The organism is Leucobacter sp. (genome assembly GCF_053528595.1).
Genome location: NZ_JAIVPF010000040.1, coordinates 38,019 through 55,507 on the forward strand (window position 1 = coordinate 38,019; position 17,489 = coordinate 55,507).

The 17,489-nt window shown below is 71.5% G+C and carries 15 protein-coding genes; 1 reads left to right on the forward strand and 14 read right to left on the reverse strand.

What is annotated here, in order from left to right:
• Positions 1-35: 35 nt before the first annotated feature.
• The 9 genes from ACWKZU_RS08480 to ACWKZU_RS08520 all read right to left on the reverse strand — a co-directional run bounded on the left by ACWKZU_RS08480 (position 36) and on the right by ACWKZU_RS08520 (position 11,963).
• Positions 36-407, reverse strand: a complete 372-nt coding sequence (locus ACWKZU_RS08480) for a nuclear transport factor 2 family protein (RefSeq protein ID WP_449281885.1) — start codon at positions 405-407, stop codon at positions 36-38.
• A gap of 108 nt (positions 408-515) precedes the next feature.
• Positions 516-1,250 (reverse strand): ABC transporter permease, encoded by a 735-nt coding sequence (locus tag ACWKZU_RS08485; RefSeq protein ID WP_449281886.1) that lies wholly within the window; start codon positions 1,248-1,250, stop codon positions 516-518.
• Complete coding sequence (locus ACWKZU_RS08490) at positions 1,247-2,173, reverse strand: ABC transporter ATP-binding protein (RefSeq protein WP_449281887.1); 927 nt, start codon at positions 2,171-2,173, stop codon at positions 1,247-1,249. Before ACWKZU_RS08490 ends, ACWKZU_RS08485 begins: the two co-directional genes overlap by 4 nt.
• A 125-nt stretch (positions 2,174-2,298) precedes the next feature.
• Entirely contained in the window at positions 2,299-2,886 is a 588-nt protein-coding gene (locus ACWKZU_RS08495) for a TetR/AcrR family transcriptional regulator (protein WP_449281888.1), read from the reverse strand.
• A gap of 20 nt (positions 2,887-2,906) precedes the next feature.
• Positions 2,907-4,355: a glycosyltransferase gene (locus ACWKZU_RS08500; RefSeq protein WP_449281889.1), complete on the reverse strand. Its 1,449-nt coding sequence runs from the start codon at positions 4,353-4,355 to the stop codon at positions 2,907-2,909.
• Entirely contained in the window at positions 4,348-5,763 is a 1,416-nt protein-coding gene (wecB, locus tag ACWKZU_RS08505) for a non-hydrolyzing UDP-N-acetylglucosamine 2-epimerase (RefSeq protein ID WP_449281890.1), read from the reverse strand. The genes ACWKZU_RS08500 and wecB overlap by 8 nt, the downstream gene beginning before the upstream one ends.
• A gap of 187 nt (positions 5,764-5,950) precedes the next feature.
• Entirely contained in the window at positions 5,951-8,572 is a 2,622-nt protein-coding gene (locus ACWKZU_RS08510; protein WP_449281891.1) for a DEAD/DEAH box helicase, read from the reverse strand.
• Positions 8,573-8,592: 20 nt separating this feature from the next.
• A complete protein-coding gene (locus tag ACWKZU_RS08515) occupies positions 8,593-10,005 on the reverse strand; it encodes a DUF2130 domain-containing protein (RefSeq protein ID WP_449281892.1) in 1,413 nt (470 codons plus the stop codon).
• Positions 10,006-10,118: 113 nt separating this feature from the next.
• A complete protein-coding gene (locus ACWKZU_RS08520) occupies positions 10,119-11,963 on the reverse strand; it encodes an ABC transporter ATP-binding protein (RefSeq protein ID WP_449281893.1) in 1,845 nt (614 codons plus the stop codon).
• A 128-nt stretch (positions 11,964-12,091) separates the two neighbouring features.
• Between ACWKZU_RS08520 and ACWKZU_RS08525 the strand changes: the two genes are divergently transcribed.
• Entirely contained in the window at positions 12,092-13,231 is a 1,140-nt protein-coding gene (locus ACWKZU_RS08525) for an NADH:flavin oxidoreductase/NADH oxidase (protein ID WP_449281894.1), read from the forward strand.
• Positions 13,232-13,306: 75 nt separating this feature from the next.
• Here the strand turns inward: ACWKZU_RS08525 and ACWKZU_RS08530 are convergent, their stop codons facing one another.
• The 5 genes from ACWKZU_RS08530 to ACWKZU_RS08550 form a co-directional block, all read right to left on the reverse strand.
• Complete coding sequence (locus tag ACWKZU_RS08530) at positions 13,307-14,164, reverse strand: substrate-binding periplasmic protein (protein ID WP_449281895.1); 858 nt, start codon at positions 14,162-14,164, stop codon at positions 13,307-13,309.
• Positions 14,165-14,299: 135 nt separating this feature from the next.
• Positions 14,300-15,037 carry an amino acid ABC transporter permease gene (locus ACWKZU_RS08535; RefSeq protein WP_449281896.1) on the reverse strand — a complete coding sequence of 246 codons (738 nt, stop codon included), beginning with the start codon at positions 15,035-15,037 and terminating at the stop codon, positions 14,300-14,302.
• Positions 15,034-15,678 (reverse strand): amino acid ABC transporter permease, encoded by a 645-nt coding sequence (locus ACWKZU_RS08540; protein WP_449281897.1) that lies wholly within the window; start codon positions 15,676-15,678, stop codon positions 15,034-15,036. The genes ACWKZU_RS08535 and ACWKZU_RS08540 overlap by 4 nt, the downstream gene beginning before the upstream one ends.
• A 1-nt stretch (position 15,679) precedes the next feature.
• Complete coding sequence (locus ACWKZU_RS08545) at positions 15,680-16,477, reverse strand: amino acid ABC transporter ATP-binding protein (protein WP_449281898.1); 798 nt, start codon at positions 16,475-16,477, stop codon at positions 15,680-15,682.
• Between the two features lie 21 nt (positions 16,478-16,498).
• On the reverse strand, positions 16,499-17,485 hold the full coding sequence (locus ACWKZU_RS08550; RefSeq protein WP_449281899.1) for a dipeptidase: 987 nt from the start codon (positions 17,483-17,485) through the stop codon (positions 16,499-16,501).
• Positions 17,486-17,489: the final 4 nt, after the last annotated feature.

The following is a 17,489-nucleotide window of genomic DNA, read 5'->3' on the forward strand; positions in this document are numbered from 1 at the left end:
GGGCGCGGAAGGCGGGGGGGACGGACGCGCCTCGCTCAACCGGCGGCGGGGGCTCCCTCGCTCAGCGGGACGACGTAGGAGTCGACCCGCGCGATCAGCTCGCCCCGGAACGCGAACAGATCGCAGTAGGCGAAGCGGAAGGATCCGTGCTCGCGGTGGTGACCGCGCCCGGTCCCCGCGATCACGACCGTGTCGCCGGCCTCGACGACCCGTTCGACCTCGAGCTCGGGGCTTCCCTCGAACGCGGGGTTCTCGATCTCGCTGTCGAATTCGGCCTTCCCCCGCGTGGTGCGCACGCCGTGGATGCACCAGACGACGTCATCCGCCAGGCAGGCGAGCACGGCATCGTGATCACTGCGCCGGAACCCGTCCATGTAACGGTGCACGGTCTGCTCTCGATCGCTCATCGGGTCCTCCTCGAGGGTCGGGGGTCCCCCGTTGCGGGGCTGGGATCCCCCGTTGCGGGCCAGTCTAGGCCGCGCGTCCCGTCCGGGCCCAGCACCGCGACGACGCCCTCACGGCGTGCGGCGGCGCAGCGTGCCCGAGGCCAGCACCAGCGCCACCACCACGAACGCGCCGACCACGAGCAGCGGGCCCGCCACGTCCCACGTCTCTCCTCCGCCCGTCACCGCCTCCATGGCGTCGATCGCGTGGCTCAGCGGCAGCCAGTCCGAGATCGCGGTGAGCACATCCGGCATCTGGTCGCGTGGCATGAAGAGGCCGCCGAGGATGATCTGCGGGAAGACGAGCACGGGCATCCACTGCACGGCCTGGAACTCGGTCTGCGCGAAGGCGCTCGTCAGCAGGCCGAGGGCCGTCCCCAGGAGCGCGTCGATGATCGCGACGAGCGCCAGCTGCCACACGGGCCCGCTGACCTCGAGCCCGCACACGAGCACCGCGAAGCCCACCGTGACGACGGCCTGCACGAGCGCGAGCACCCCGAAGGCCAGGGCGTAGCCGAGGATGAACTGCCACTTGCCGAGCGGGGTCGTCATGAGCCGTTCGAGGGTGCCGGATCGGCGCTCGCGCAGCGTCGTGATCGAGGTGATCAGAAACATCACGATGAACGGGAAGAGGGCGAGGATCGCGCCGCCGAAGCGGTCGAACACCCCCTCCTGCTCGCTGAACAGCCAGGCGAAGAGCCCGACCAGCAGGCTGGGGGCGACGAGCAGCAGCATGACGGAGCGCGGATCGTGGCGCAGCTGGGTCAGCACGCGTCCCGCGGTGGCGAGTGTCGGCGAGGCGCTCATCGCTCCGCCTCCGTCGTATCGGCAGCGGCCCGTGTGGGACCGGCGGCCCTGCCGCCGGTCCCGGCATCGCCGCTCCCGGCCCGCGGAGACGCGCCGGCTCTCCCGGGCGCGATGAGCGCGAGGAACGCGGCCTCGGGATCCCGCTCGCCCGTGTCGGCGAGCAGCTGGGCGGGCGTCGTGTCGGCGATGATCCGCCCCTCCCGCATGAGCAGCAGGCGGTCGCAGTGCAGCGCCTCGTCCATCACGTGGCTCGAGACGAGCATCGTGATCCCGCGCTGCGCGAGCCCCGCGAAGAGCTCCCACAGCTCGGCGCGGATCACCGGGTCGAGGCCGACGGTCGGCTCGTCGAGCACGAGCAGCTGCGGATCCCCGACGAGCGCCACGGCCAGCGAGACGCGCGTGACCTGACCGCCGCTCAGCGAGCCGACCAGCTGATTCGCCTGCGCGCGCAGCCCCACGCGCTCGATCAGGCGATCCGCGGTGTCGCGGCTCGCACCGACGAGTGCCCCGAAGTAGCGCACGTTCTGGCGCACGGTGAGGTCGCCGTAGACGGCCGCGCCCTGCGTGCCGTAGGCCACGACGCGGCGGAGCCGCCGTGATCCGGCCGCCTCGCCGAACACCCGCACCGTGCCCGAGCGGATCTTCTGCGCACCCACGATCGCCCGCATGAGCGTGGTCTTGCCGCACCCGGAGGGTCCGAGCAGACCGACGATCGCACCGCGCGGGATCACGACGTCGAGACCCTCGAACACCGCCGTGCGGCTCCGGCGCACGTGCAGCTCCCGGATCTCGACCGCTGGATCCGGAGCGGGGCCGGGATCCCGGCCGGCACCGGGATCCGCGCCGGCACCGGCGCCGGGATCCGCCCCTCCCCGGCCCGCGACCGGCTCAGCCGCGTGCGCGCCGCTCGATTTATTCATCATGTAATGAATTTAGGTCGCGCTGGGGCCCTCGTCAACCCCGAGGCCCGTGCTCGGCACCGCACGGACTCGCGCTCGCAGGGAGATGCCCGGGATCCCGAGATCCGGCGCACCTGGTCGGGCGCAGCTCAGTCGAAGAGGTACCGCTGCACGGTGGGGCCGATGCGCACCACCAGCTCGTCGATGGGGGCGTCGGCCAGCACCCCCAGCCGCAGTACGTAGCGCGTCATCAGCAGGCCGCCGATCTGGGAGGCGACGAGCGACGCGCGCAGCTCGCCGTCGGGGACGTCGAGCTGCGCGGCGACCCGGGAGAGCAGCTCGCGCGAGAGGAACCCCACGAGCACCGGCGCGCCGAGCTTGCCGCCGACGGCCGCGCGCAGCAGCATCACCCCGCGACGGCGCACCTCCTCCCGCTCGAAGGATTCGAGCACGAACCGCACCACGCGCTCGCCGACCTCGTCGCGGGGCCCCGCGAGAATGGCGGGCACCGCGACGTCCGGGCGCAGCGGCACCCCCGCCGCCTCCGCGAAGAGGTCGGCCTTGGTGCCGAAATAGTGGTGCACGAGCGCCGAGTCGACCCCCGCCCGCTCGGCGATCGAGCGGATCGTGGCGCCCTCGTATCCCCGTGCCCCGAACTCGTCAACGGCGGCGGCGATGATCCGCTTGCGCGAGTCGGTTCCGCCCTTCGGCCGCCCGCGCCCTCTCGACGTGGCCATGCCGCCCACTCTACCGAGGGTCAGCCCGCGCCGCCCGCCGCCCCCGGACCCGCGCCGCCCACCCGGCCGGGATCGTCGGCCGGCTTCGCGATCGCCTCGCGCTTCGTCTTCGCCCAGCTCGTGCGGCGCAGCAGCTGGCGCAGCAGCGCGCGGTACACGACCGGGTAGATGAGCCACGAGTAGATCAGGTAGAGATGGGCGAGGAGCAGATTGAGCACGAAGTCCTTGAGACCGCGCTGGGGTCTCGCGAAGAGCACCCCCGCGATCCCGGGGCCCGCCGAGAACAGGTAGAACAGCACGAGGATCAGCAGCGACCACTCCGGCTGCACCAGCCCCATGGCCAGGAACACGATGCTCAGCACCACCGACAGCCCGACCCAGGCCTGCACGAAGGGGGTGAGCAGGTACCAGAACTGGTCGCAGCGCGCCGCGAAGCCGAGGCGGCGGTTGCCCACGCTCGCCGGGATCAGGTCGAGCACCTGCCACGCGCCCTGGCCCCAGCGGGTGCGCTGGCGGTACAGCGCCCACAGCGAGTTGAGCCCCTGCTGGTGGATGCTGACCGCACTCGTCTGCGCACCGCGCCAGCCCTCGTGGATGAGCCGCAGGCCGATGTCCTGGTCCTCGGTCAGCCGGCCCGCCTTCCACGGCCCCCTGCGCCCCGCGTCGTCGGTGATGGCGACGCTGTCGAGCGCCGCCAGGCGGTTGAACTGGCCGTTGCCGCCCATGTTGGCGGTGCCCCAGGCCATGCGGCCCAGCTGGAAGATCGAGCCGAACACGCCGAACTCGAGATCCTGCGCCCAGGTGAGGAATCCGTGGCGATTGTAGATGCGCACGAGCGACTGCACGCCGCCCACCCGCGCGTCGGCGAACTGCGGCGACACGCGCCAGGCCTCCCGGTCGAGGCGGCCGTCGGCGTCCACGATCGCCACGATCACGCGCTGCGGATCCCACCCCGCGTAGGGGCCGGCGCCCAGCACATCGCGGTGCAGGTGCCGCCAGGCGTCGTTGAGCGCCTCCGACTTCCCCTGCCGCGCGTTCGGCGCCACGCGCGTGAGCACCGTCAGCTCGGGCGCGTCGAGGCCGGCGAGGATCTCGCCCGTGCGATCGTCCGAGCCGTCGTCGATCACGAGGATCGACTTGTGGGTCACCTCGACCTCCAGCAGCCGGCCCACGGAATCGGCGATCGTCACCTCCTCGTTGAGCGCCGGGACCATGAACACCCAGAGGAATCGGTCCTCCCCGGACCGCTCGCGTGTGCCCGGGCCCTCCCGGCGCTCGCGGCGGCGCACCGCGGCGGCGCGCGAGATCAGCACGGTCAGCGAGAGGAAGGTGCACAGGATGAGCACGAGCGCGACCCAGAAGATCGGGATCGCCCACGCGGGGGTGCCGTCGTACATGTGGAAGAGATAGGCGAACACCTCCTCCAGCCATCGCAGGAACGGGAGCTGCGCCTGAGCCGGCTCAGCCATGCCGCTGCGCCGCGAGGGAGACGAGATCGAAGTCGGGGAGGCCCTCGGTCTCGAACTCGAAGGCCGCGGCCGAAGCCGATTCCTGGGACTGCGCCGGAGCCGCCGCGAGCGCCGCCGCGCGGGAGGCGCCCCCGGCCGGGTCGTCCTCGAGATCCAGGCCCAGACGGCGCCGCACGGCGTCGCGCAGGCCGTCGCTCGCCAGGTCGGAGGGCGCCGGCCCGTCGCGGAGGATGTTGTCGAGCGCCCGCACGATCCGCTCCGAGGCGTAGCCGTCGCCGTACGGATTGCGCTTCGCCGCGCGTCGCGCGTGTTCGGCGTCGTCGTCGAGCAGCAGCGACGCCTCGGTCACGATGCGCTCGGGATCGGTGCCGACGAGCACGAGGGTGCCCGCGTGCACGCCCTCCTCGCGCTCCGTGGTCTCGCGGGCGACGAGCACCGGGGTGCCCAGTGCGGGCGCCTCCTCCTGCACGCCGCCGGAGTCGGTGATGATCACCCGGGCGGCCCCCATCAGGCGGGCGAAGTCGGCGTAGTCCCGCGGCTCGACGAGCAGTGCGTTCGGGCGGTCCGACAGCGCGTCGAACAGCGGCTGCCGGGCGACGGGGTTCGGGTGCACCGGCACCACGAAACTGGTCTCCGGGTACCGCTCGCTGAGACGGCGCACGGCGGAGGCGATCCGCTCGAGCCCCGCTCCCCAGTTCTCGCGGCGGTGCGCCGTGACGAGCACGATGCGGGCGTCCGGGTCGGTCTCGAGCGCCTCGAGGCCCGGTCCGTAGCCGCCCTGCTGATCCGACGCCCACCGCAGCATGTCGATCGAGGTATTGCCCGTGACGAGCACGCGGTCGTAGTCGACGCCCTCGCGCACGAGGTTCATCTTGTTCGTGGTGGTCGGGGCGAGGTGCAGCGCCGCGATGCGCGAGATGAGCTGGCGGTTGCCCTCCTCCGGGAACGGGGCGAGCAGGTTCGAGGTGCGCAGCCCCGCCTCCACGTGCACCACGGGGATGCGGAGGTTGAAGGACGCGAGCGCCGCCGCCGCCGCCGAACTGGTGTCGCCGTGCACCAGGCAGGCGACCGCCCCGCCGACCTCGCGGCGCCCGTCGGCGCGGTACTCCTCGGGCACCGTCTGGCTCGACCAGATGCGGTCGATGCCCACCATCACACTCGCGAACATCTCGGTGAGCGAGGGGCGCACGCCGTCGCGCGGTTCGGAGACGCGCAGGTTCGCGTCCACGCGCATGCCTGCCTGATGGATCAGATCGTCGACGAGGTCGGTGTGCTGCCCCGTCGCGATGACGACGGGTCGGAAGGTCCCCGATTCCTGCAGCGCGCGGATCACGGGGATCATCTTGATCGCTTCCGGTCTCGTCCCGATCACGACCAGCACGCGCGTGCGCTCAGCGTATGGAATCACGCCGATCCCCTCTCCCCTGTTTCCCCTTGGATACCTCGATCCTACGCGGAGCCGCGCCGGTTGAGCGGAGTCCTGGGCGGGGCGGAGGTCTGGCGGAGGGCATCGAGGCGCCGACGCGCACCGGATCGGAGCATGCGGCCGCCGGCCCGCCGCCCGCAGCGAGGCGAGCGGCCCGCGCCGTCGAGCGCTACGGGGCGAGCGGTCCGACCCGTTCCACGCGCACGACGGGCTCCCCCTCCGCCTCCGACGCGGCGAGGTCGACGACGCCCTCGATCCCCCAGTCGCGATCGCCCTCGGGGTCGAGCAGCACCTGCCGGAAGCGCCACACCCCGGCACCCGTCGCCTCCGCTCCCCGGTCGAGCTCGAGCAGCCCCGGGGCGCGCGCGTCGGCGTCGATGCGGATCTCGTCGTATTCCGTGTAGTAGCCGGCGAGGGCCTCACGCCACCGCTGCTCGCCGAAGCCCTGCGATCCCACGCCCCCGAGCGCCGCCGCGTGGGCGCTGTCGAGCTCCGCCAGTTCGTCGTAGCGCTCGAACGCCGCCGCCTGCACCCGCCGGAAGAGGGCGTTGCGCAGCATGACCAGGAAGGCCCGCTGGTTGGCGAGCACGGAGCGGGTGGGCGGCGCGACGGAGTCGCCATCGGCGTCGAGTCCGAGCAGTTCCCGGGCCCTGCGGTGAGCCTCGGGATCCGGATTGGCGAGCTCCTCCCACTCGTCGATGAGACTCGAGTCGACCTGCCGCACGAGCTCTCCGAGCCACTCGATGAGCTCCTCGAGCTCGGGGCTCTTGGCCTGTTCGGGAACGGTGCGCTCGACCGCGCGGAACGCGTCGCTGAGGTAGCGCAGCACGGTGCCCTCGGCACGTCCCAGCTGGTAGAAGGAGACGAGGTCGCGGAAGCCGAAGGCGCGCTCCACCATGTCGCGCACCACCGACTTGGGGCGCAGCTCGAAGTCGCGCGCCCAGGGCACGTGTTTCGTGTACTCGTGGAACGCCTCGTCGAGCAGCGGTTTCAGCGGCTGCGGGTGGGTCACCTCCTCGAGCAGCTCCATGCGCTCGTCGTACTCGATGCCCTCCGCCTTCATGGCGGCGACGGCCTCGCCCCGGGCGCGGTGCTCCTGGGCGCGCAGGATCGCACGCGGGTCCTCGAGCGTCGCCTCGATGATGGAGATCACGTCGAGCGGGTAGTCGTCCGATCCGGGATCGAGCAGTTCGATGGCCGCGAGCGCGAAGGGCGAGAGCGGCTGGTTGAGCGCGAAGTTGGCCTGCAGCTCGACCGTGAGACGCAGGAGGCGGTGGCCCCGCGCGTCCTCGTGCACCTCGACGATGCCGCCGCTGCGCAGCGTCCGGAAGATGCCGATCGCGGTGCGGGCGTGGGCGTACTGCACGGCGCGCGACTCGTGGCTGTCGAACACGAGCGTGCGCATGGTGGCGAGCGCCTCGCCCTCGTGCTCCTCGCCCCGGCCGATCACCCCGAGCACCATCGCGTGGGTCACGCGCATGCGGCTGACGAGCGGTTCCGGCTGCGAGGCCACGAGCTTCTCGAGGGTCTGCTCGCTCCAGGCGACGAAACCCTGGGGCGGCGCCTTCTTCTTCACGGGCTTCGACTTGCCGCCCTTGCCGGTCGCGGCCTTCGCCGCGGCCTTCGCGACCGCCTTCGCGTTCTCGATCTCGTGCTCGGGGGCCAGCGCGATCACGTCGCCCTCGGTGTCGAAGCCCGCACGGCCGGCGCGACCGGCGATCTGGTGGAACTCGCGCGCCGAGAGGCGGCGCATCCTCTCGCCGTCGAACTTCGTGAGCGCGGTGATGACGACGGTGCGGATGGGCACGTTGATGCCGACGCCGAGGGTGTCGGTGCCGCAGATGACGCGCAGCAGACCGCGCTGCGCGAGCTGCTCGACGAGGCGCCGGTAGCGCGGGAGCATGCCGGCGTGGTGCACGCCGATGCCCGCGCGCACGAGCCGCGAGAGTGTGGTGCCGAAGCCTGTGGAGAAGCGGAAGCCGCCGATGGCGTCGGCGATCTCGTCCCGGCCCGCGCGGTCCACGATGCGGATGCTCGCGAGCGCCTGCGCCTGCTCGACGGCGTGGGACTGGTTGAAGTGCACGAGATAGGCCGGGGTCTCGCGATCCTCGATCAGCCGTTCGACGACCTCGTGCACGGGGGCCGCCTCGTAGCCGAAGCTGAGCGGCACCGGTCGCTCGACGCCCGTCACGAGCGCGGTGTCGCGGCCGGTGCGGCGGGTGAGGTCGGCCGCGAGCTCGGCGACGTCGCCGAGCGTGGCCGACATCAGCAGGAACTGGGCGTCGTGCATGAGCAGCAGCGGCACCTGCCAGGCCCAGCCCCGCTCGGGCTCGGCGTAGAAGTGGAACTCGTCCATCACCACCTGGGTGATGCCGCCGGCCGCGCGGTCGCGGATGGCGAGGTTCGCGAGGATCTCGGCGGTGCAGCAGAGGATCGGCGCCTCGGAGTTGATGGAGGTGTCACCGGTGACCATGCCCACGTTCTCGGCGCCGAACACCTCGACCAGGTCGAAGAACTTCTCGCTCACGAGCGCCTTGATGGGAGCGGTGTAGACCGTGCGGCGCCCCTCGGCGAGCGCGATGAAGTGGGCGCCCATCGCCACGAGCGATTTGCCGGTGCCGGTGGGGGTCGCGAGGATCACGTTGCTGCCGAGCGCGATGCCGAGGATCGCCTCCTCCTGGGCGGGGTAGAGCCGCAGCGCGCGCTCCTCCCACGCCCACTCCTCGAAGGCGGCGAAGGCCTCGTCGGCCTCGGCGAAGGAGCCGGCGTCGAGGATCGATCCCAGGTTCATGCGTGCGCGTTCCGTCCCGTTCACTCGCCGGCGGTCGTGCCGGCGCCGCTCTCGAGCTCGGCGAACCTCGCCTGCATCGTCGGGTTGCCCCGGGTGAGCCTCTTGATCGTAACGCCCTGCGCCTTGTCGTTCGCGAGGCGCAGGTTGTTCTCGGACTTCAGCAGGTTGTCCTTCACCTTCTGCATCTCGGCGATCGAGGTGTCGATCCGCTTGATCGCCTCCTGGAACTGCCGCGAGGCGAGGTCGTAGTTGCGCCCGAAGGCGTCCTTGAAGGCGTCGAGATGCTCCTCGAAGTGCGTGATATCGATGTTCTGGGCGCGCACCTGCTCGAGCTCGGTCTTGTACTGCAGCGCGTTCAGCGCGGCGTTGCGCAGCAGCGTGATGAGCGGGATGAAGAACTGCGGGCGCACCACGTACATCTTCGGATACCGGTGCGAGACGTCGACGATGCCGCTGTTGTAGAGCTCGCTCTCGGGCTCGAGCAGCGACACGAGTACCGCGTACTCGCACCCCTTCTCGCGCCGATCCTTGTCGAGCTCCCTGAGGAAGTCCTCGTTGCGGTGCTTCGTCGCCGTGCCGTCGGCCTCGTTCTTCATCTCGAACATGATCGAGACGATCTCGACGCCCGCGGGATCGCGGTCGCGGAAGATGTAGTCGCCCTTGCTGCCCGTCCGCGCGTCGTTGTCCTTCTCGAAGTACGCGTTCGGGAAGGCCATCGCGCGCACCTGGTTGAAGGTGTGCTCGCAGTGCAGCTCGAGGGTCTCGCCGATCATCTTCGTGGAGAGGCGCGCCTTCATGTCGCGGAGCCGCTCGATCTGCTCCTCGCGATCCCGCAGCTGCACCTCGTAGCGCTCCCGCATCGAGCGCTCGGCCAGCTGCTTCTCCAGCGCCGCCCGCTCGAGCCCGCTCTTCAGCTCGTCCCGCTCCCGCTCGACCGCCCCGACGGCCTCGGAGAGGGCGAGCTCCTGCGAGAGCTCGACGGCCTCGAGCTTCGCCCGCAGCTCCTGGATCTGCGAGTCCTTCGTCGCGGCCGCCCGCTGCAGCTCGGCCACCAGTTTCGCCTCGGCCAGCTCCACCGCCGCCCGCGTCTCCTGCTTCGCCTGCTCGAGCTCGCTCGCGAGCGCGTCGCGCTCCTTCTCGACCGCGCCGAGCGCCTCCGCCACCGCGAGCCGCCGGCCCGTCTCCTCCGCCTCGAGCCTCGCCCGCAGGCCCTGGATCTCGGTGTCCTTCGCGGCGGCCGCCCGCTGCAGCTCGGTCGCCGCCTCGGCCCTCGCCAGCTCGAGCGCGCTCAGCTTCTCGCGCTCGGCTGTCTCGAGACGCTCGTGCAGCTGCTGCTCGAACTCGGCGTCGCGGACCTGCTTGAGGATATCGGCGTAGCCGGCCTCGTCGACGGTGAACGCCCGTCCGCAGTGCGGGCACTTGATCTCGTGCATCGGCTCCTCCTTCGGGTCTCGCGTTCGGTGGGACCCTTCAACCCTGGCACAGACCTCCGACATTCGCGGAGCCGGCGGCCGCCGCTGGGGAACCCGCGGAACGGGTGGAACCCCTACCCCACCACCTCGAACTCGCGCATGCGCTTGCGGTCGGCCTTCGCCGTCGAGTGCTGCAGCTCGAGCAGCTCGGCGTAGATCCCGCCCGACGCGGCGAGCTCCGCCGGGGTGCCGACCTCGTCGATGCGGCCCTCGCGCAGCGTGACGATGCGGTCCACCTCGGCGATCGTGGAGAGGCGGTGCGCGATGATCAGGCTCGTGCGCCCCCGCATCAGGTCCTCGAGACCGGTCTGCACCAGGCGCTCCGACTTGGTGTCGAGGGCCGAGGTCGCCTCGTCGAGCACCAGGATCGGCGCGTCCTTCAGCATCGCCCGCGCCACCGCGATCCGCTGCTTCTGCCCGCCCGAGAGCTTCACGCCGCGCTCGCCGATCAGCGTGTCGTAGCCGTTCGGGAAGCGGCTCACGAACGTGTCGACGGCCGCCCGCCGCGCCACCGCCTCGATCTCCTCGCGCGTCGCCTCCGGCCGCCCGTAGGCGATGTTCTCGGCGATCGTGCCCGAGAACAGGTTCGGCTCCTGGAACACGACGCCGACGCTGCGGCGCAGCTCGTCCAGGTCCTCGCCCGCGCCGGCCACCTCGATGCGGCCCGAGCGCACCCCGTACAGCCCCATCAGCAGGTTCGTGATCGTGGTCTTGCCGCCGCCCGACTCGCCGACGAACGCGATCCGCTCCCCCGGCGCCACGTCGAAGGAGATGCCCGAGAGCACGTCGTCGTCATCGTCGTAGCCGAAGCGCACGTCGCGGAACGACACGGCCGGGCGATCCGGATCGCCCTCGGCCTCGGGCTTGAAGCAGGCCCGCGGCTCGCGGGGCCGTTCCCCGCCGCCGTCGACCCGCATCGGGTCGAGATCCATGACCTCGAAGTACGACTTCGATCCCGCGATCGCGCGCTGCGCGGTGTCGACCACCCAGCTGAGGCTCATGACCGGCTGCCTCGCCATCGCCATGAGCTGGATCAGCATCACCATCTCGCCCGGCGTGAAGTGCCCGCCGACCGTGCGCACGAAGATGATCGCGTACAGCACGAAGAAGATGGCATGCAGCACGCCCTGACGCAGCGCGTCCATCGTGTGCCAGTGGCGCGACTGCTGCGCGGTGAGGTGCTCGGTGCTCGAGAAGCGGCGGCTGAACGCGTCGAGCTCGCTGCGCTCGCGCACGAACGACTTGACCACGCGCATCTGCCCCACGACCTCGGCGAAGCGTCCCGAGGCGACGTCGACGTGCTCGTTCTTCTCCCCCTCCAGGCGCTGCCATCTGCGGCTCGTGAGCGCGGTCAGCCACAGGTAGACGGGGTAGGCGATGATCAGCAGCACCGCGAGCGGCCAGTAGTACCAGGCGCTGATGACCAGCACCGAGATGGTCGTGAGCAGCAGCGTCACGAACATGTTGGAGAACGTCTTCATGAAGTTCGTGATCTCGGAGATCGAGCGGTTCAGGCGCGCCACGATGGTGCCCGTGAGCTCGTTGTCGTAGTAGCGCTGCGGCAGCGCGAGCAGCTGCTCGAAGTATCGCGTCGAGAGGATCGTGCGCATCTTCGCGCTCATCACGTCGCCCCAGTAGCCGCCCACGTTGCCGATGCCCGCCTCGACCAGGCTCACCGCCAGCAGCGCGATCGCCAGGAGCACGACGAGGCGGATCGCCTCACCGGCGACATCCGCCAGCGCCTCCTCGCCGCCGGAGGTCGAGGAGCCCACCGCGCTCACGATCACGTCGGTGGCGCGGCCCGTGATGAAGGGCACGGCGAGGCCCGCGGCGGTCACCACCGCGGCGGCGATCATGATGCCGATGTAGTAGGGGGTGAGGGATCGGGTGAACCTCAGGATGCGCAGGAGCGGGGTCAATGCGGAGTGCCTCCAGTGCGGTCGTGCCGGGTGGGCCGACGGGTGCGGTCGACGGGGTGCCGTCACGGGGTGCAACGTTCTGCGCCGCGGATTCTTCCCCGGTGCCGGGAGGAGTAGACTCGCCAGCCATGGCCGACCCGCACCTCTTCCGCCCGATCCGCCTCCGAGACCTCGAGCTGCGCAACCGGCTGTGGGTGGCGCCCATGTGCCAGTACTCGGTGCCCGAGGAGGACGGGATCCCGCGCGACTGGCACGTGCAGCATCTCGGCGGCCTCGCCCGCGGCGGCGCGGGCCTGGTGATGGCCGAGGCGACGGCGGTCGCGCCGGAGGGGCGCATCTCGCCTCGCGATCTCGGACTGTGGAACGCGGACCAGACCGCCGCGTTCGCGCGCCTCGCAGGCATCGTGCACGCGCACGGCGCCCGCTTCGGCGTGCAGCTGGCCCACGCCGGCCGCAAGGCGTCCACCCACCCGTGGCTGCCGGGATTCCCCGAGGGATCGGTGCCGCTCGGCGCGGGCGGCTGGGAGACCGTCGCGCCCTCGGCGATCCCGTTCGGAGATCTGGCGACGCCGCGGGCGCTCGACGCGGCGGGCATCGAGCGGGTGCTCCGGGACTTCGCGGAGGCCGCCGACCGCGCCGTGGAGGCCGGGATCGACGTCGTCGAGGTGCACGCCGCCCACGGGTACCTCATCCACGAGTTCCTCTCGCCGCTCTCCAACCGGCGCGACGACGGCTACGGCGGGGATCTCGCGGGCCGCGCCCGCCTGCTGCGGGAGGTCGTGCGCGCGATCCGGGATCGGCACCCGGCGCTGCCGATCGTGGTGCGCGTCTCGGCCACGGAGTGGGTGGGCGCCGGACCCGACGGGAGCGGCGCCCCGGCGGCACGGCCGGGGGCGCTCGCGACCGCGGGCGGCTTCCACGTCGAGGAGGCCGCGACGGTGGCGGAGTGGCTCGCCGAGGACGGCGCGGACCTCGTCGACGCGTCCTCCGGCGGCAACACGACCGACGCGAGCATCCCCGTCGGACCGTCGTACCAGGTGCCGCTCGCCGAGCGGCTGCGCCGCGGCCCGCTGCCGGTGAGCGCCGTCGGGCTCATCACCTCGGCGGCGCAGGCGGAGGGGATCCTCGCCTCCGGCCAGGCCGACGTCGTCTCGCTGGGGCGTCCCCTGCTCGCCGATCCGCACCTGCCCGTCCGCTGGGCCCACGAGCTGCGGGCGCCCTCCGCCGTGGAGCTCGTGCCGCCGCAGTACCGGCGCGCGCGGTTCTGAGGCCGTCGCGACGACGGAGGTCGTCGCGGAGGACCGGTGCGGGCGACGGCCGCCCGCCGCCCGCACCGGCGCCGCTCACAGCAGGTTGGGCTCGCCCGGATCCGCGATCTCGGCGGGGAAGCCGTACTTCTCGGCGAGCTCGGCGATGAACCCCTCTTCCCGGAGCGCGGCGATGTTCGCGTCGATCGCCTCGCCGAGCCCGTCGTTCTCCAGATTCACCGGGAAGTTGGTCTGCCCGACGTTGACCGTGGCCGACAGCCGCGGATCCGGCTCGATCGGCTGCACCGTCGCCCCCTCGACGGGGTAGAGCCCCAGCAGCGTGACCGCGGCGCCGAGACCGAGCACGGCCCCGTCGATCCGGCCCGACTGGAAGTCGGCGAACTCGGCGTCGTTCGTCGAGTACAGCTTGAGCCGGCTGCCGAGCAGCGCCTGCAGCTCCTCGATGCCGACGAGCGCCTGCCCCGCGCCCACGGCGTCGAGCTCCGCGATCTCGTCGACCGTGCTGATGCCCGTCGTCGACACGATCGAGAGCGGGGAGGTGACGACGGGGGCGCTGAGGCGGACGACCTCCGCGCGCTCGGCGGTGCGGTACCAGCTGCCGAGGGTCGTGTCGGCGCGGCCGGTCTGCACGGAGGTGATCATCGCCGAGGAGTCCCCGGGGACCAGTTTCACGTCGAGGCACTCCATCTCGGCGATGCGGTTGATGATCTCGCCCTCGATCCCGACGAACTCGCCGTCCTCCATGTACGCGAACGGCGGGTAGTCGTAGTGGGCGACGGTGAGCACGCCCGGCGTGATCGTCTCGAGGCCCTCGTGCACCGGCGTGCAGTTCTCGCTCGCCGCGTTCGAGGGCTCGGACGAGGCGCTGCAGCCCGACAGCAGCAGCGCGGCGACCGCGCTGAGCGCGGCGGCCTGGATCAGTCGGTTCTTCATTGATGCCTCCTGGGTTCGGTGTGGTGGGTGGTGGGTGATGCGTCGGTGGGTGATGCGATGGGTCGGGCGGGAACGGCCGGTGCCTGCGGATCGGGTCTCTCGAGGAGCCGGGCGCGAACGGCGCGCGACGGCCGCCTAGACGCGCGCGGGGACGGCCGGGACCTCGGGGGCCGCGGCGACCGCGGCGCGCCGGCGCCGCCCGCGAGCCCGGGGGCGCCCTCCCGAGAGCCTCCGCTCGAGGCGGCCGGCGAAGATCGCGCCCGGGATCGCGATGACGGCGTACACGAAGGCTGCGGCGATGTACACGGACATGTACCGCCAGCTGATCGCGCCGCTGAGATACGCGGCGTGCATGATCTCCGCGACCGTGATCACGCTCGCGAGAGACGTGATGTGGAACATCGTGATCGTGAGGTTGACGAGCGGGGGGATCGAGATCCTCGCCGCCTGCGGCAGGATCACGAAGCGGAACCGGTCCGCGGGCCCGAGGCCGAGCGCGTCGGCCGCGTCCGTCTGCCCCGGCGGCAGCGCCGCGATGCTCGCGCGGATCATCTCGGCCGAGTACGCGGCCGCGGTGACGGTGAGCGCCACGACGGCGGCCGGCAGGGCGTCGAGCAGCACGCCGAGCTGCGGGAGCCCGCGGTACACGAGGTAGAGCAGCACGAGCGCCGGAACGCCGCGCCCGGTCTCCACGAGCACGATCGCGGTCCAGCGGATCCAGGCGTTGCGGGACTCGGAGAGGAGCGCCAGGAAGAACCCGAGCGGATACCCGATGACGCAGGAGGCGACGGTGAGGAGGATCGCCACAGCCAGGCCGGGGAGGAGATTCGGGACGTGCGTCGGCCAGTCCCAGAGCCAGGAGAAGTCGTTCACAGGACCGCGTACCTCCGGGTCAGGCGGGCGTGGATCACCCGCGACAGCGCGCCGAGGGGCACGCTGAGCGCCAGGTAGACCAGGCCCGCGAAGGCGAAGAAGGTGAGGCCGTCGCCGAAGTACTGCACCTGCAGGCCCGCGACGAAGGTGATCTCGGCGACGCCGATCGTCGAGGCGAGAGCCGATTCCTTGATGAGCCCCACGAGATAGGTGGCGACGGTCGGCGAGACGGCCCGGAACAGCTGCGGGAAGAGGACGTCCCGGGCCGTGCTCCACGGCCCGAGCCCGAGCGCCGCGCTCGCCTCCCACTGCCCCTGGGTGATCGCGTTCAGTCCGCCGCGGTAGATCTCGGCCATGCTCGCGACCGCGATGACGCTGAGCGTGATCATCGCGGACGCGACGGCCGTGAGCGTGATGCCGAGCTGGGTGATGCCGAAGAAGGCGATGAAGAGCCACACGAGCGTGGGCACGCCGCGCACGACGTGCACGAACGCCCAGTAGCACGCGCGGACGGGCGCGAAGCGGCTCCGGGAGAGCAGCATCACGGGTGCGCCGAGCACGATCCCGACCGCGCCCGAGACCGCGGTGAGGAGGACGGTCATGCCGGCCGCGAGGACGATGGCGAGCAGTGCTTCGCCCATGTCATCGCCCCAGCACCGCCGAGAGGAAGCGCTGGACGCGCTCGCTCCTCGGCTCGGTCATGATCTGCTCGGGCTGGCCCTGCTCCACGATCGCGCCGTCGACCATCACCACGACGCGGTTCGAGACGTGCCGCGCGAACTCCATCTCGTGCGTGGCGATGAGCATCGTCATGCCCGAGTCCGCGAGCTCCCGCATCACGCTCAGGATCTCGGCGCCGACCTCGGGGTCCAGCCCGGACGTCGGTTCGTCGAAGAGCATGAGCTCCGGGTCCATCGCGAGCGCTCGGGCGATCGCGATGCGCTGCTGCTGACCCCCCGAGCACTGGCTCGGGTACGCGTCTGCCTTCGCCGCGAGCCCCACCCGCTCGAGCAGCGCCCGAGCGCGATCCCTCGCCTCGGCCGGGGTGCGTCCGAGCACGCGCTTCTGCGCGAGCTCGATGTTCTCGGCGGCGGTGAGGTGCGGGAAGAGGTTGAACGACTGGAACACCATGCCGGCCTGGCGGCGCAGCCGCGCGACCTCCGCGCGCCTCGGAGGAGCCTCGCCGAACGAGAGCTCGTCGTCGCCGATCGCGAGCACCCCGGAGTCGGGGATCTCGAGCAGGTTCAGACAGCGCAGGAAGGTGCTCTTCCCGGCGCCGGAGGGGCCGATCACCGAGATGACCTCGCCCCGGCCGACGGCCAGCGACACGTCGTCGATGGCGCGGTGCGCGCCGAAGCGCTTGACGATCCGCTCCGCGTTGAGGAACGGCCGCAGGGTGGATCCGGTGTACGTCGTCGTTGACGTATCGATCATTGCCATGGGTGCTTCTCCTGTTCGGGCCTAGATCTCTCGGAACACTTCGTCGTAGAAGCGCAGCCAGTTCTCGCCCATGATCGCGGCGACCTCGCCCTCGTCGAACCCCCGCTCGCGGAGGCACTGCTCGGCGTTCGGGAACTGCGCGGGCGAGCGGAACCAGTCGAGCGGCGGCGTCGGACCGGGCTTCGACGCGCTCGAGGCGCCGTACTGGATCTCGCGGGCCCATCGGCCCTGCCGCATCCACTCGACGTACTCGAAGCCGCCGTTCTGGTCGAGGTCGGTGCCGATCCCGACGTGCTCGATCCCGACCCGGTCGACGGTCCAGGCGACGAGTTCGGACCACCGCTGCGGCGTCGTGTACTCCCCCACCAGGTTGCGGTAGACGGAGACGCCGATGACACCGCGGCGGTCGCGCAGCGCGTCGAGCACGCGGTCCGACTTGTTGCGGGGGTGCGGCGCCAGGCTGGCGGGGTTCGCGTGCGTGATGGCGACGGGCTGGCTCGACGCCTCGATGGCGTCGAGCGTGGTCCGCTCTCCGACGTGGGAGAGGTCGATCGCCATCCCGCAGCGGTTCATCTCCTGCACCACGTACGCGCCGTAGCGGGAGAGGCCGCTGTCGTGCGGCTCGTAGCAGCTGCCGCCGAGGTCGTTCTGGATGTTGTAGGTCAGCTGGCCGACGCGCGTGCCCATGCGGGCGAAGAGCTCGACGTAGCCGAGGCGCCCCTGCAGGAAGGACACGTTCTGGAATCCCAGGATGATGGCCGTGCGACCCGACTCGGCGATGCGCCGGATGTCGCTCGCGCGATAGGCGATCTCGACGAGGTCGGCGTTGTCCTCGGCCATGTCGCGCCACTTCACGATCTGGTCCATGGACTCGGTGGCGTCCTCCCAGAATCCGACCGTGACCGTGATGGCGCCGAGCCCGCCCGCGGCGACCTCCTCCAGGTACTGCCGGTTGCCGGGTCGTTCGGTCTCGAGCGGGGAGCAGAGCAGGCTGTCGACGTAGATCATCATT

Excerpts from the sequence above, each read along its gene's own strand:
- ACWKZU_RS08500 (WP_449281889.1), bottom strand. The coding sequence starts at position 4,355 with ATGGCTGAGCCGGCTCAGGCGCAGCTCCCGTTCCTGCGATGGCTGGAG.
- ACWKZU_RS08490 (WP_449281887.1), bottom strand. The coding sequence starts at position 2,173 with ATGATGAATAAATCGAGCGGCGCGCACGCGGCTGAGCCGGTCGCGGGC.
- ACWKZU_RS08550 (WP_449281899.1), bottom strand. The coding sequence starts at position 17,485 with ATGATCTACGTCGACAGCCTGCTCTGCTCCCCGCTCGAGACCGAACGA.
- ACWKZU_RS08540 (WP_449281897.1), bottom strand. The coding sequence starts at position 15,678 with ATGGGCGAAGCACTGCTCGCCATCGTCCTCGCGGCCGGCATGACCGTC.
- ACWKZU_RS08545 (WP_449281898.1), bottom strand. The coding sequence starts at position 16,477 with ATGGCAATGATCGATACGTCAACGACGACGTACACCGGATCCACCCTG.
- ACWKZU_RS08530 (WP_449281895.1), bottom strand. The coding sequence starts at position 14,164 with ATGAAGAACCGACTGATCCAGGCCGCCGCGCTCAGCGCGGTCGCCGCG.
- ACWKZU_RS08525 (WP_449281894.1), top strand. The coding sequence starts at position 12,092 with ATGGCCGACCCGCACCTCTTCCGCCCGATCCGCCTCCGAGACCTCGAG.
- ACWKZU_RS08485 (WP_449281886.1), bottom strand. The coding sequence starts at position 1,250 with ATGAGCGCCTCGCCGACACTCGCCACCGCGGGACGCGTGCTGACCCAG.
- ACWKZU_RS08515 (WP_449281892.1), bottom strand. The coding sequence starts at position 10,005 with ATGCACGAGATCAAGTGCCCGCACTGCGGACGGGCGTTCACCGTCGAC.
- ACWKZU_RS08480 (WP_449281885.1), bottom strand. The coding sequence starts at position 407 with ATGAGCGATCGAGAGCAGACCGTGCACCGTTACATGGACGGGTTCCGG.
- ACWKZU_RS08495 (WP_449281888.1), bottom strand. The coding sequence starts at position 2,886 with ATGGCCACGTCGAGAGGGCGCGGGCGGCCGAAGGGCGGAACCGACTCG.
- ACWKZU_RS08510 (WP_449281891.1), bottom strand. The coding sequence starts at position 8,572 with ATGAACCTGGGATCGATCCTCGACGCCGGCTCCTTCGCCGAGGCCGAC.